This window comes from Dyadobacter sp. CY327, assembly GCF_021390415.1.
GTDB classification, from domain to species: domain Bacteria; phylum Bacteroidota; class Bacteroidia; order Cytophagales; family Spirosomataceae; genus Dyadobacter; species Dyadobacter chenhuakuii.
The window spans coordinates 866633-879314 of sequence record NZ_JAJUXJ010000007.1 but is presented as its reverse complement, the minus strand read 5'-3'; the positions used below and the strand labels follow the sequence as shown (position 1 = coordinate 879314).

At 39.9% G+C, this 12682-nt stretch carries 18 protein-coding genes and 1 pseudogene; 9 read left to right on the top strand and 10 right to left on the bottom strand.

Annotated elements, in window-relative coordinates:
* Window positions 1-38 precede the first annotated feature (38 nt).
* Entirely contained in the window at window positions 39-212 is a 174-nt protein-coding gene (locus LZG74_RS20085) for a hypothetical protein (RefSeq protein ID WP_233798291.1), read from the bottom strand.
* An 84-nt stretch (window positions 213-296) separates the two neighbouring features.
* Window positions 297-1004: an SOS response-associated peptidase gene (locus LZG74_RS20080; RefSeq protein WP_233798290.1), complete on the bottom strand. Its 708-nt coding sequence runs from the start codon at window positions 1002-1004 to the stop codon at window positions 297-299.
* A gap of 161 nt (window positions 1005-1165) precedes the next feature.
* Between LZG74_RS20080 and LZG74_RS20075 the strand changes: the two genes are divergently transcribed.
* The 5 genes from LZG74_RS20075 (at window position 1166) to LZG74_RS20060 (ending at window position 4524) form a co-directional block, all read left to right on the top strand.
* Window positions 1166-1432, top strand: a complete 267-nt coding sequence (locus tag LZG74_RS20075) for a LexA family transcriptional regulator (protein WP_233798289.1) — start codon at window positions 1166-1168, stop codon at window positions 1430-1432.
* Window positions 1339-1572: a hypothetical protein gene (locus tag LZG74_RS26605; RefSeq protein ID WP_409014520.1), complete on the top strand. Its 234-nt coding sequence runs from the start codon at window positions 1339-1341 to the stop codon at window positions 1570-1572. The genes LZG74_RS20075 and LZG74_RS26605 overlap by 94 nt, the downstream gene beginning before the upstream one ends.
* A 42-nt stretch (window positions 1573-1614) precedes the next feature.
* On the top strand, window positions 1615-1770 hold the full coding sequence (locus LZG74_RS20070) for a DUF4113 domain-containing protein (protein WP_255699442.1): 156 nt from the start codon (window positions 1615-1617) through the stop codon (window positions 1768-1770).
* 502 nt (window positions 1771-2272) lie between these two features.
* Window positions 2273-3574, top strand: a complete 1302-nt coding sequence (locus LZG74_RS20065) for an MBOAT family O-acyltransferase (RefSeq protein ID WP_310589355.1) — start codon at window positions 2273-2275, stop codon at window positions 3572-3574.
* A gap of 5 nt (window positions 3575-3579) precedes the next feature.
* Window positions 3580-4524, top strand: a complete 945-nt coding sequence (locus tag LZG74_RS20060; RefSeq protein ID WP_233798286.1) for a hypothetical protein — start codon at window positions 3580-3582, stop codon at window positions 4522-4524.
* Window positions 4525-4571: 47 nt separating this feature from the next.
* On the opposite strand, the pseudogene LZG74_RS20055 reads toward LZG74_RS20060, so the two are convergent.
* The 8 genes and pseudogenes from LZG74_RS20055 to LZG74_RS20035 all read right to left on the bottom strand — a co-directional run.
* Window positions 4572-4838, bottom strand: a pseudogene (locus LZG74_RS20055) (OmpA family protein); the annotation flags it as partial.
* A 46-nt stretch (window positions 4839-4884) separates the two neighbouring features.
* On the bottom strand, window positions 4885-5211 hold the full coding sequence (locus LZG74_RS20050) for a transposase (RefSeq protein ID WP_233798284.1): 327 nt from the start codon (window positions 5209-5211) through the stop codon (window positions 4885-4887).
* Window positions 5153-5395, bottom strand: coding sequence for a DDE-type integrase/transposase/recombinase (locus LZG74_RS26600; RefSeq protein WP_409014511.1), 243 nt, complete (start codon window positions 5393-5395; stop codon window positions 5153-5155). The genes LZG74_RS20050 and LZG74_RS26600 overlap by 59 nt, the downstream gene beginning before the upstream one ends.
* 53 nt (window positions 5396-5448) lie before the next feature.
* The gene (locus tag LZG74_RS26595) at window positions 5449-5610 is read right to left on the bottom strand and encodes an IS3 family transposase (RefSeq protein WP_409014510.1); all 162 of its coding nucleotides are present in this window, start codon (window positions 5608-5610) and stop codon (window positions 5449-5451) included.
* 140 nt (window positions 5611-5750) lie between these two features.
* Window positions 5751-5876, bottom strand: coding sequence for a hypothetical protein (locus tag LZG74_RS26270; RefSeq protein ID WP_255699441.1), 126 nt, complete (start codon window positions 5874-5876; stop codon window positions 5751-5753).
* 910 nt (window positions 5877-6786) lie between these two features.
* Complete coding sequence (locus tag LZG74_RS20045) at window positions 6787-8355, bottom strand: tetratricopeptide repeat protein (RefSeq protein ID WP_233798283.1); 1569 nt, start codon at window positions 8353-8355, stop codon at window positions 6787-6789.
* Window positions 8356-8604 carry a hypothetical protein gene (locus tag LZG74_RS20040; protein WP_233798282.1) on the bottom strand — a complete coding sequence of 83 codons (249 nt, stop codon included), beginning with the start codon at window positions 8602-8604 and terminating at the stop codon, window positions 8356-8358.
* A 51-nt stretch (window positions 8605-8655) separates the two neighbouring features.
* Complete coding sequence (locus LZG74_RS20035; protein WP_233798281.1) at window positions 8656-9054, bottom strand: hypothetical protein; 399 nt, start codon at window positions 9052-9054, stop codon at window positions 8656-8658.
* 1319 nt (window positions 9055-10373) lie between these two features.
* Between LZG74_RS20035 and LZG74_RS20030 the strand changes: the two genes are divergently transcribed.
* The 4 genes from LZG74_RS20030 to LZG74_RS20015 all read left to right on the top strand — a co-directional run bounded on the left by LZG74_RS20030 (window position 10374) and on the right by LZG74_RS20015 (window position 12599).
* Window positions 10374-10835 (top strand): hypothetical protein, encoded by a 462-nt coding sequence (locus LZG74_RS20030; RefSeq protein ID WP_233798280.1) that lies wholly within the window; start codon window positions 10374-10376, stop codon window positions 10833-10835.
* Between the two features lie 57 nt (window positions 10836-10892).
* The gene (locus LZG74_RS20025; protein ID WP_233798279.1) at window positions 10893-11576 is read left to right on the top strand and encodes a tyrosine-type recombinase/integrase; all 684 of its coding nucleotides are present in this window, start codon (window positions 10893-10895) and stop codon (window positions 11574-11576) included.
* A 462-nt stretch (window positions 11577-12038) separates the two neighbouring features.
* Window positions 12039-12266 (top strand): hypothetical protein, encoded by a 228-nt coding sequence (locus tag LZG74_RS20020; protein ID WP_233798278.1) that lies wholly within the window; start codon window positions 12039-12041, stop codon window positions 12264-12266.
* Between the two features lie 3 nt (window positions 12267-12269).
* Window positions 12270-12599 carry a hypothetical protein gene (locus LZG74_RS20015; protein WP_233798277.1) on the top strand — a complete coding sequence of 110 codons (330 nt, stop codon included), beginning with the start codon at window positions 12270-12272 and terminating at the stop codon, window positions 12597-12599.
* The last annotated feature ends 83 nt before the right edge of the window (window positions 12600-12682 follow it).

Below are 12682 nucleotides of genomic sequence, written 5' to 3'. Positions count from 1 at the left end.
AATAAGAAAAGAGGTTGCGTGTTCGCAACCTCTTTTTGCTAGTATGCCTTTATCTGCTTAAAACCCAGTTGAAGGGCCGCCTTGATTTCATCAAGCCGCAGCGGTTTAGACAAATAATGATCCATTCCTGCCTGCAAACAAGCTTCCTTGTCCTCACGCATGAAAAATGTCAAAGTTGGTCGAAATGGCTTCCTGATAAGCCTCAGCTCCATTGCGGCTGATGGTAGTACTGTAAAGTACAGCCAAATTATAACATTGCGGTAGGAATCATGAATTGAGCTCAGACCAACTACATACTATGCCGCTTTCTTAGCCAGTTGCCCATAAGGATCCAGCACCTGGGGAAGGTTAGTATCTATTTGATTGCTGTAAACTCCATCGATGACCCGATATGCTGAGAGTTTATCTTCCGGATACTGAAAATAAGTTAGATCCATAATCTCGTTTTCAATCAGGCTGGGTATCATCCAGGACAGTGCGGCGTCTCCCTTCAATATCAGCGGCTGTCGCTTACCATCATTATGTATCGCACCGATCATGGGACTCGCCTCCTGGGTGACAATGGAAAACGTGTTCGTTCCCTTCCATGTAGAATAGATCGCGCCCATTGCGAAAAACTTTTTTTCCCGAGGCTTAATGTACCAGGATTCATAATTCTTTTTGTTATTCAGATCCGGGTAATGATGCTCAAAAAATCCCGAGCATAGCACCAGGCATCGGTTATGCTTCGCATACTTCGACCACATTTTGTCCCGGTTAAACAAGTCATAGTTGGTTGCATTCAATGTATTGAACCTGAAAGTTGTTTCATCGTCAATATTAGGCGGAACCAGCCGCCACCTGAACAAGTCGAGCGATTTCGGAGAAGTCATTACGGGCAAAAACGGCTTTTCAAAACCATTGAAGTCGTATCGTTTTTTGAATTGTTCAAGTTTGTCAACAGGGAGTTTGAATTCTGCTTTCAAAGTTTCAACATCACTTTCATTCGACACATGATAGCACATAACCTCAATATTTAAATCAGAAACGTTGGTTGAGTCACTTTACAAGATAAAGATTTCCCAGAGATAACAAAAATGGAATAAATCCACAACAATGGAATATTTCCATTAAACCGCTTGTTTTCTTCCTTTGCCTTTGTAATCTTTGCAAAGAGCAAAAGGAGATGGAGGAGATTTTTGGCGGTCAGTCATTAAGCATTTATTGGCAGCTGTCCAGCAATATCTGGCTTACGGCAGTAATCCCTTCCATTAGTGCCGGTTTTTCATCTCCTGCCGCCGACTTCGTTGACCTGGAAATTGATTTGCAAAAAGAGATTGTAAAAAATCCGGCAAGTACATTTTATGGGCGGGTGAAAGGCACGAGTATGAGCAATGTCACGCAAACACTTTCCGCCCTGCCCAGCCGCAATATAATAAATCGATTACCATAGACCTTCCTTTCCCTACCCATTCGGCTGTCGAACTTGCCCAATTTGCACTAAATGCATTGAAAAAAGTATTTAAGGAAGGTTATAGATACAAAAAAGCAGGCATAATTGTAATGGATCTGACTCCGGCAGATGCCAGGTAGCAGCAGATTTTTGACAACACCGATCCTCGTCATGGAAATTTAATGGTGATCATGGACAAGCTTAATAAAACCATGGGGCAAAACAAGGTGCTGCTAGCAAGTCATGATTTGAATGTGCACTGGAAAATGAAACAGGACAAACTGTCGCCGCCCTACAGCGCCCGGATGCAAGAGATCATAACAGTTCATGCAAAATAAACCCGAAGAACAACATTTCGGAGAGTTTTTCGGCAAATCGTAAGTGTCACCTAGTCCAGCGCATCATTGGGGCGGGTCTTGTCGGATTGACAATGGCCCGCCTTTCGCTTGGTGAACCCGCGAACTAAGCCAGAATTACCGTTTAATAAGTTGTAAAGAAACCCTAACAATATTGTTCTAATTTAGACGGACACTTCTAATACTAAACTGAAATCTCAGCGTATTCAGTTTTACTACTCAACGCGACATAATATCCCGAAAATTCTCAGGTGATATAGTCATTTTATTGCAATCAATTATTCGTTCATATAACTCAACACATGATGAAAATAGTCAAGATCTGTAAATCAAAAATATGCTTTTCAATTCAATTCACTTTGCTCTGTTTTTACCCATTGTATTCTTCGTACATTGGTTTCTAGCGAAACAAAATCTCAAACTCCAAAACATTGTATTGCTATTTTCCAGCTACTTTTTCTACTCATGTTGGGACTGGCGATTCATGCTGCTACTGGTATTCTCTACCCTGCTGGATTATATTACCGGAATTAAGATACATGAAAGCGCTAACCATAGAAGTAAAAAGTTCTGGCTATGGTTAAGCATTGGTATCAATCTCGGGTTTCTTGGTATTTTTAAATATTACAACTTCTTTGCCGATTCGTTTGCCAGTGGATTAGCGTTATTGGGATTTCAAGCCAATCTTCAAACATTGCAGGTTATATTACCAATAGGCATATCCTTCTACACCTTTCACGGACTGTCCTATGTTATTGATATTTACAAGGGAAGACTTCAACCGGAACGAGACTTCATTTCCTACTCGCTGTTTGTTAGCTTTTTCCCTTTGCTCGTAGCTGGGCCTATTGAGAGAGGAACGCATCTGCTACCTCAGTTGGTTAAGGTAAGGACATTCAATTCGTCAAAAGCCATTGACGGGCTTCGGCAAATTTTATGGGGTTTGTTCAAGAAAATAGTTATAGCCGACAATTCTGCTGAATATGCAAATACGATTTTCAATAATTCTGACGCAAATTCAGGAAGCACGCTTGTAATAGGCGCCCTATTCTTTACGTTTCAGATTTACTGCGACTTTTCAGGATACTCGGATATCGCACTAGGCACAGCCAGATTGTTTGGTATTGAGCTTCTGAGAAATTTCGCCTACCCTTACTTCTCACGGGATATCGCCGAATTCTGGCGACGTTGGCACATTTCACTCTCATCCTGGTTTAAGGATTATCTATACATTCCTTTGGGAGGCAGCAAAGGAGGTGTATGGATGAAAATACGCAATACATTTATCATCTTTATAGTAAGTGGCTTTTGGCATGGGGCAAATTGGACATTTATAATTTGGGGAGTCTTAAATGCCGTATATATACTACCGTCAATTATTTCCAATACGAACAGAAACAATCTTGAAATTGTAGCAAAAGGAAGGTTGTTTCCAACAGTAAGCGATTTTTTTGCAATTATATCGACATTCGGATTAACGGTATTCGCCTGGATCTTCTTTCGAGCCAACAATGTATCGCATGCCTTTAATTTTATAGCTGAAATATTTTCAGCTTCATTATTCACAATTCCCAGTTTCGAAGGAGATACAAAATCTTTGGTGACGGCTATTCTTATCGGGCTGTTTGTTTTAATCGAGTGGCTTGGGAGGGAAGATAAATATGCCATCGAGAAATTGGGAATGAGCTGGAACAAGCCTGTTCGCTGGGGTTTTTACTATTCGGTGGTTATATTAATCTTCTTATTTACAGGCGAAAATCAAACATTTATTTATTTTCAGTTTTAATATAAATGAAAAATTTTCTAAATAACATCACTGGTTTTACTACATTGTTGGTAATTCTATTCTCCATTTTTATTGTTGGCAGCATCGTCAGTAATGAATCACTTAGAGCGAAAACCCAATATAAAGTAAGTGCCAATATTGATAAAATTCTTATTGGTCATTCGCACCCGGAATGCGCATATAATGATACAATAATAAAAAATTGCAAAAATATGGCGTCTTCAGGAACCTCCTATTTTTACAACTATTATACCTTGAAACCTTTATTAAATAGCAATAAAAACATAAAATCTGTTTTTATTGAACTTACAAACAATCAGGTTGATTCGATCATGACAGGCTGGATTTGGGGTAACGAATATTTACCGTTTAAGTATCAACTCTACGGCCCATTTATAGATTCAGATGGGGTAAGTTTATTATTTGACAAAAACCCGATGGGCCTTGTCAACGGCATTAAAAAGAGTTTACGTCAAAACATCAAACTGATAGTTACTTCCAATTGTTCATTTGTAGAAAACAGAGGAGCATACCGGTACTTAGTTAAAAGCAACGTGGAAAATGAAATTAAAAAGTTAGAAACGAATAAAATCAAGGCTACTAACGCAATGCATACATCTGAATACAATTTAGGTTATTTAGAAAAAATAATTAACTATTGTCAATCCAGGAATATAAGTGTGTATTTAATGCGAAGCCCTATTCACAAAAAGCATCCAATGGTATCTAATGAGAAGCTATTTCAAAAAGTAGTTAAAACGAGATTTGCCCATGTCGACTTTTTAGATTTCAAAGACTTTCCGATAGAAAATTCAGAATTTGGTGACCTTGGACACCTAAATTTTCTGGGAGCAAAACGATTTTCTCACTGGTTTAACGGCCTTATAGACAACGGCTTGTTACTTCAACCAAACAAACAGAAATTCATTAATGATAATATGAACATTTAGCTTCTCCCTAAAAAAGTTCTCAACAGCAACTATCACCACCACAATTGCTAAAGTCTGACAAATTCGACGCGGCGGTTATTTGCCTTTGCTATGGTCGTATCATTCGAATCTGCTGGCTGCGATTCTCCTTTGCCTTCTGTTTCAATCCGTGAGGCGTCCACTTTGAAAACTGTAATAAGAGATTCTTTAATAGCAGCGGCACGGCGCTTCGACAAGTCGAGATTTGCATCATCATTTCCATCGGAATCTGTATGCCCAACGATTTGAACGCGCATAGAAGCATTTTCCTGTAAAACCTGCGCAATGTCTTTGAGGCTTCCATAGGATTCGTAGGCTTCCCATTTTTAGAGGAGCTGTGATTTAGACTTGGTTGTTGATTTCAATGGTTAACTCTTCTTTTTTCATGGCGCTTTCTTTTAGCAGTGTGCGCTTTTGATTTGGGGTTAATCCTTTCATTGACCTGTGCGGATGTTTACTGTTGTAATTATCAAGCCATTTGTCTGACAAAATGCGCAGCTGTTCCAAAGAATCAAAGAAGTAAGCATCCAGGACGTCTTCCCTGTAGGTTCTGTTTAATCTTTCATTGTAACCATTCTGCATTGGCTTTCCCGGCTGGATGAATTTTTGCTCAATCTGCTTTTCTTCGCACCAATTTAGCCAGTTTCTTGCTGATGAACTCCGGGCCATTGTCAGTTCTTATTGATAATGGCAACCCTCGTTCCAACTCTAACTGCTGCAAAACATGTATCACTTTACCGGCACAAATGGAATAGTCCGCATGTGCTGCAAGCACCTCTCTGCTGGCATCATCCATGACTATTAATGTTCGCACACGTCTGCCCGAGCTAAGAGCATCACTTACAAAATCCATACTCCAGGTTTCATTCAAAGCCTTTGCCTTGATTAAAGGCTGTTTCGGCCTTTTTAGAATACGTCTTTTTTTCGCTTACGCCTTAATTTGAGATCCATACTTCGATAAATTCGAAGCACCCGTTTGCGATTCCATTGTAGGCCTCTGTTCCTCAAATTACCGTAATACCAATCAAAACCCCTTGTCGGATGTTCTTCTGCCAACTCATTAAGCATATCTATAACAGGCAGGTCGTTCTTGACAGTTTTGTAATAAAAGACACCGGTACTTAAATGCAAAACTCTACACGCCCGCTCAATGCTAAACCCAGTGTCCTGAGAAATATTGGAAACAATTAGCCGTTTCTGAGCAGGCTTTAAAGCTTTTTTTCGATGATCTCTTTTGCAAGTCTGTGATCAAGAGCTAATTCCGCATACATGTGTTTCAGACGGCGGTTCTCCTCCTTGAGTGCCTTCAATTCAGAAAGTTCCGAAGCACCCATACCGCTGTACTTCTTACGCTAATTGTACAATGTCGCCTTAGAGACGCCATTTTCCCGAGCGACGTCAATTGCCTGTTTGCCAGAATCCAGGTCTTTGAGGATTTTGACGATCTGAGTTTCTGCGGACGCCGCGCGGTGAATGTGTTTCGTTTCATAGCAGATTAAAATTAGAAAATTTGTCTAATTCATCACCACTCTGTTCTTAGGGAAGCTTACACGCTCATAATAATATTTTTTTGATGGTTATCACCTTTGTAAATCGGAAATGTAGAAATAAGAGTCGCTAATACTGTAATTATACCGATAGCAATCAAGATATAGTCCAACATTAAAAATATCCCCCAATGCATTATATGGTCTTCAGAAATTAGCTATAACATTTCTATCGGTGTTATTTCTTACTCTGGAAGCTCTGGCACTGTTGGCGGATCAGGAACTAAAAACAGACTCGCTAAATGGGATATCCTAGGCACCGGCTTACTAGATAGCAGAATATACGACGAAAGAAATACGAATATCTAAATAATTACAAGACTAGCTAGGAACTGTGACCAGTCAACGCCACAGTTTTCAACAATTTTCCGCGCATCTTCCACCAAAGCATAGTGTCTGCCTATCATTGCTGGCGTCCTAAGTGCTGAGAGTGCCTCTCTAATAAGGACGAGTGACGCATCATTGTTCATAATTTTGACTTGGTAAAATTTAGCAACGTCAACTGCCATACGCAGAAAATGGCCGGTCTGTTCGCTACTTACGGAAATATAACGTCGTTGGATATCTAAGCCCTCATGGTACCGGATCTGAGCCTGGGGTAAATCTCCAATGAAGGCACGAATGTCTCCCAATCTTAGTAAAGACCTCGCCAGAAGCGGCTCATAGATAGTAGGAGACTTTTTAGCTAATTCACGCCTTATGTGTATACTTTCGAGCACATTTTCTCTGCGTCTAGGTAATTTTCTTCTAGTAAATAAACACCTGCCAAATTATGCTTGATAAGTGCAATAGTATTTTCGAAATGCGGCAGTTTGTCAATATTATAGCCCTCAATTATTGCTAGACATTCAAGATAATTCTCTTTTGCATTGCCAAACAATTCCAAATCCGTTTTGACATTTGCAACGTTAACTAATGATTCAATCAATGATCGCCAATATGCATCCGGATTCACTGCACTTATCTCACGCCTAATTTTTAAGGCCTCTGAGAAGGCTCTTTCTGCGTTTGGCAGATTACCAGAGTTTAAGTAAAGAACTCCAAGATTATTTCGTAAATTGCCTAAGAGTACCCGTGCAGAAACTGTGTGGAAAGAGGGATCCTCAGTTAACTCTAGCGCTAAGTCGTAGAACTTTTTTGAATCGTCAGAGGAACCGAGCCGTCGATATAACACTCCCATCTCGTTATATAGCCCGGCAAGACTAACCAGGTAATGCTTAGATGAACTTACCAGACTTAGATATAACTGCAGTGATTGATCGTACAGGGGTATAGCTTGCTCATATCGATTGTTATCTACATAATGCTTCGCCATTTTTTTCAGTGAGTCAGCCAGCCCAGAAAGATAATTTTGCGGATGCCTACTTACTAAGTCTCGTTGAATTTCAAGCGATTTCATTAATAAATCTTCTGCCTTTTTCTCCTCGTTGTCCGACTTTTCAAGTTCCGCAAATGACGAATATAACTGGCATATTCTATCCAAAGTTTCATCGTCCCTACCAGAAGTAATTTCAATTGCCTTCTCAAGCGTCTCCTTTGCAACACCAAAATGGCTTAATCGTAATGCCAACATACCCTTATAGTATAAAATTTGGCTTAAATCGTTGTTGTCGCTACTGATTAATAATGCTTCCGCAATTAGTTCATTACACTTGTCGAATTTTTCGGCGATATAAGAGAGATTAATCGCATTAATAAAATTAGGCAGCGTAGGACAAACCTTGACAGCTTTCAAAGCATTATCTAAGGCAGCGTCAAAATCATTTTCAATTATTAACAGTTGCGACTTGAAAAATAACGCTTCACAAATTTTCCTTTTCTTGTCGGCCAGTTGAGTTTCACTATCTTCGATCTCGGCAAGTGCGCTATCCATTGTCAAGTCGTTAAGTGCATTAATTGCACCTTTTACGTTTCCTTGAATAAGAAGATTAATAGATTCCTTATGAGCATCGCTTAACTTCGAAAAGTCCTTATTACTCAACGTTCTAAGTAGATCTTCAACCTTTTTAGTCAGCGCCTCTTTTTCGTATCTCTCTTTTGCTAACTCCTCGCCTAGTTCATTGATCTCCCGTTTGTTATAATTATTAATTTCGGTTTTATCAATTATCGCGGACTCAAGGTCAGATATTCGCTTTGTATGCGACTCGGTTAGTCTTTCAATTAACTCAGAAATAGGGTGAACTAATTCTTCCCCTGTTGCACATTGGATCACAAGATTATTTGACCCGTTAATATAGATGTTACTAATTTGATGTTTGTTGAACATTCACTCCTGGGTTAAATCATTATTTTTACCATCAACATCTGACTTGTTTTCGCTAGATATCTCATCAGAATGTGATTTTCCTTGACGGACACGATTACTTTCACCGCGAACAACTGCGTTATTCTTCCTATATCGATTGTCGGTCTTGATCGCCAGACTTCCCGAACTGATGTTTGACCTTACAGTAGCAATTGCGACGGCTGCAAAAACAACTACAATCACAATTACAACCCAATGTTGAATTTCCATAATTTTTTTTAGCTAAATAAGTAAAATTTGTAAGACACCTAGACGTCCGCATCAAGTGTTTATATATATAACATCTAATAACACAGCGATCTGAGCCCGGCCATCCTTAATACCTGCTTGTATGGATTGTTGATAAGAATAACCATTCTCATCTACGAAAGTTAACACAAGTTCAGCAGTAGCGCTAACAGACTTTATTGGATCCAGATCCATAAAGTCGTAATCATATGCAAATGTGACACTCTCGCCGACCGGAGCATGATCTATATACCAATATTTAAACTCCTGATGATTCGGTTTATAAAAGAAAAATTTTTGATTCGGAGCAGGAACCATTTTCAGTTGAGAGGCATCTCGATTTCCTATGCTTAACGCAATTATTCCAGTTACGTTTTCAAAATTTTTATAAGCTTCTGGATCCGGATCTATAATTTGTACTCTTGGGCGCACAGAATTTCGCAAACTCGCAATTTGCTAATCAATGTTTTTATTTGCTTGCTTAAAAGACTGGACTATAAAGTATATACCGAAACAAGCTGCCACTGCTTGCACAATAGACATTGAGGCTTGTACCCAATCAGCTATTGAGGACTCGGCTAAATGAAAGTGAAGATTAAACACAGCTAAATATTTTTATAATGCGTGATATGTAAGTTAAACTCTTCCGGCATACTCGCGTGATTGTTAATAGAATAGCACATATCAAAGTGGTCAAACAGAGTATGAGATGTTTTATATTTGCGAACTAACAAATCCACAGACAATATGAGAAATTTTTGCTTTATTTTTCTTTGCATACTCACTGTGCCCTCAATTGCCCAGAAATTCAAAGTAGAATCTGAGACGCCCATAAAAAAGAACAATGTCGTTCTAGTGAGGACTGGTTTACCCGACCAAGAAGTTTTCTAATTAGCCGGGCGGACAATGCAGGCCGAAGGTTATAGTATTGCTTCCTCGAATGCGAACTTTTTCAATATAACTAGTACGCCAGGAAAGCGGCCTGATTATTCTTTTATTATGATGCTGAAAGTTGCGATCATAGATGGTACTACCGTAATACGCACAATCTACAAGCGGTAGATTCTCGTTTACGCCATCCTATGGAAATGCAAAATACGGCTCAGTTGACGTGCTAACATTCTTAGAAATGGAGAAATACGCAAAAGCACTAGCCGGTAAAATTGAAGGGGCAAAAGTTATTTATGCGACGGAATAGGATCAGAAACCAGTAAAGACAAGAGCCTGTTTAATAGCAGGCTTTTTTTATGCCGCGTCGAATCAATGTTATTTTCAATGTTAGTAAAAGCAAAAAGCACTTAGCAATCATGCTAAGTGCTTGATTTTCGAGAGCCCCCAGTCGGGACCGAACCAACGACCTACTGATTACAAGTCACGTAAAAATAGCATTTTTATTGTCTTTTTATTTTTTGACATTTTGATAACTATCTGAAAAACAAGTTATTGATATCTTTTTCATCATTTATATTTTTTGTTATTTTTGGATGTTTTTTAAATTTGTATTGCAAGTTTATTGTAACCACTATCAAATGACAAAAAATCATGGGTGCTATAACAGTCAATTTATTCCTTGATAAACGTACATTAAATGAGGGTGCAGGTATTGTAAAATGGTTGGTTTACTTCGAGGGGAAACAACGACTTTTTACCACCGGGATCAAAGTGCATGATGAGGATTGGACATTTCTGAAAAACACAAAAATGGAATTCCGGGACAAGTCAAGAATGACTACCGTCGAAAATTGTGGAAGATGTTTTACGGGAGTTACTTTGAAGAAGATCAGACCGGAAAGGAAGTGGAAAGTTACCTGTCCCGAGCTAAGACTATTATCTCGAAGCTTCAAGGGGATTTTAGCTTTGAGTTGTTTGCACATGAGATCAGCATGTACGGCCGTGACCAGAAAATCTTAGAAAACCGCAAGGACGAAAATAACGTTATCGCTGCACTCAAATCAAAAGCCGAATTCATGACACAGCAAGGCAGGATCGGTAATGCAACCAGTTATCTGTCAGCCGCTGCTTCCCTGGGCCGTTTCGTAAGTTCGCTGACGGTTGAGCAGCGGTATGAATACCTAAATTACATTGCGCCCAAAGGAAAGGCTGTTGCAGCTGAGGACCTCGTCATAAAATTTGAACACCTGACACCGCAGATGCTCGCCCTATATGAAAGATGGATGCTCAAATACGGTAAAGCCGCAAAAAGTAAAAAATGAAAAGCTACTGCCACTTCGCTGACGACAGTTGGTATTTATGGCCGCCACATCCGGTCAGTGTTTAATGATGCTATTGAAAATGGCATTGTCAACCGCGATTTGTACCCATTCTCCAAAAATCGTTACACTATTCCAGCTGGAAGCAATACCAAAAAGGCCCTGACGAAAGCCGAAGTATTAAAGATCATGGAATACCAGTGTGCACCTGGCCTGGAGCAACGAAGCCGAGACCTATGGGTATTTTCCTATTTATGCAATGGGATGAATATCAATGATATCTGCCGATTAAAATGTGAGGATATTCAGTCTGATAAGTTGACCTTTGTTAGGCAGAAGACAGCCAGGAGCAGAAAAAGTAACCCAACCCATATTAAGGTTACGCTGTTCCCGGAAACGCTGGCAATCATAGAAAGGTGGGCAGGCAAGGACCGACACCCCAAAAAACACATTTTCCCATTCCTTGAAAACGATATGCTGCTGTTAAGAGAGCGGATCATCATCAGCCAGGTCATTAAGATTACTAACCAATATATGAGAGGTATTGCCAAAGAGCTTGAAATCGAAAGTGACGTTAATACATACAGCGCCAGGCACTCCTTCACGACGATCCTGCTGCAATCAGAAGCACCACTCGCATTCATCAGCCAGTCGCTTGGCCATACCTCGATTTCGACCACAGAAAGTTATTTAGGTAGTTTTGATGATGAAAAAACAAAAAAATATCTTAGCGCGCTGTTGTAGTTTTTGACCGTAAGCATCGTTTGAAAGCCATTACTAGATTCTTTTAAGCATGGAGCATTTCAAGGAATATTTCACCTTCTTACAAAAATTTGACCTTGACAATCTGAAATTAGGGACAAACGTGAACCTGCGGAACTCGGCCCAGTCTTCAAATCGGGATATGATATTACCCATCAGACCTCACATTTTTCATTGCAGTTTGCAAAGCATCTGCAGATCTTAAAGAACTTGGCTGTCATCGACATTATTGGCGCAGATCCTGGGAGACGAAAAGCATATTTGGATCAGGCGAAGAAGCTTTTATCCCTATTCAACAGGTTTTGGGAAAATTACTTCCGTCATTACCCTGTAAATGGAGAAAACATGCAGGACAACTTTCTGCTTGTGATTGAATTTGCAGAAATTTTCTAAACTGATCTTTTAGAGCCCAATAATACGGGAGCAATCGTCACGCCAGAATTTGTGGAAGACCTTTGCGACTCAATCCGGGAAAGGGAGGAGAGTTTGGCGGGTTTTATTGCAGAAGTCATTGCGCTCGAAAAAGCAGGGGATCAAGCTTCCGAGATTGAAAAGGCAATTGATGCCGGACAAAGGCTAATACGAATTCGCCGCTACCCGGTATTTATTGAAGGCATAGCCGATCAATTTTTTAAAATCTTCAAGGAGTATTTTGAAGAAAGAGACCAGTAGCCATTGTTGTCGCTTCTGACCGATAACATTTCACCCAGGCAGAAACTGCTTTTTAATAGCAATGGCAATCAGCTTGCTGATGCATTTAAGCAGTTGATCGAAGCCAATCTGATCGTTTCTTGCAGTAAGGCTGAGCTTGAAAGTTGGATCATTACGCATTTTCAATATGTGTCAAATGCCCGGGCCAAGCCGTTCACAACTGGATATCTGAATGGAATCATTTCGTCGGACACCAAAATTTGCAAGTCGCCAATTCTTGATGTCATTAGTAGCAGCCCGGGCAGTTTTTCCCTGGCTGCTGTGGCCAGAAGCAAGAAAGGGCGCGACAACTAAATAATAATCAAAAAATATCGGTAGCCAATTGTAGGGTAACACGGCTTCCTCCTTGTAACCCACCAAAACAAGCACATAACATT

What these genes read in the sequence shown, in the direction of transcription:
- LZG74_RS20050 (WP_233798284.1), bottom strand. Translation starts at nt 5,211, where the DNA reads ATGGCCCGGAGTTCATCAGCAAGAAACTGGCTAAATTGGTGCGAAGAA.
- LZG74_RS20085 (WP_233798291.1), bottom strand. Translation starts at nt 212, where the DNA reads ATGGAGCTGAGGCTTATCAGGAAGCCATTTCGACCAACTTTGACATTT.
- LZG74_RS20060 (WP_233798286.1), top strand. Translation starts at nt 3,580, where the DNA reads ATGAAAAATTTTCTAAATAACATCACTGGTTTTACTACATTGTTGGTA.
- LZG74_RS20070 (WP_255699442.1), top strand. Translation starts at nt 1,615, where the DNA reads ATGGTGATCATGGACAAGCTTAATAAAACCATGGGGCAAAACAAGGTG.
- LZG74_RS20065 (WP_310589355.1), top strand. Translation starts at nt 2,273, where the DNA reads ATGCTGCTACTGGTATTCTCTACCCTGCTGGATTATATTACCGGAATT.
- LZG74_RS26595 (WP_409014510.1), bottom strand. Translation starts at nt 5,610, where the DNA reads ATGCTTAATGAGTTGGCAGAAGAACATCCGACAAGGGGTTTTGATTGG.
- LZG74_RS20075 (WP_233798289.1), top strand. Translation starts at nt 1,166, where the DNA reads ATGGAGGAGATTTTTGGCGGTCAGTCATTAAGCATTTATTGGCAGCTG.
- LZG74_RS20030 (WP_233798280.1), top strand. Translation starts at nt 10,374, where the DNA reads ATGTTTTACGGGAGTTACTTTGAAGAAGATCAGACCGGAAAGGAAGTG.
- LZG74_RS20040 (WP_233798282.1), bottom strand. Translation starts at nt 8,604, where the DNA reads ATGGAAATTCAACATTGGGTTGTAATTGTGATTGTAGTTGTTTTTGCA.
- LZG74_RS26270 (WP_255699441.1), bottom strand. Translation starts at nt 5,876, where the DNA reads ATGGGTGCTTCGGAACTTTCTGAATTGAAGGCACTCAAGGAGGAGAAC.
- LZG74_RS20045 (WP_233798283.1), bottom strand. Translation starts at nt 8,355, where the DNA reads ATGTTCAACAAACATCAAATTAGTAACATCTATATTAACGGGTCAAAT.
- LZG74_RS20080 (WP_233798290.1), bottom strand. Translation starts at nt 1,004, where the DNA reads ATGTGCTATCATGTGTCGAATGAAAGTGATGTTGAAACTTTGAAAGCA.
- LZG74_RS26600 (WP_409014511.1), bottom strand. Translation starts at nt 5,395, where the DNA reads ATGGATTTTGTAAGTGATGCTCTTAGCTCGGGCAGACGTGTGCGAACA.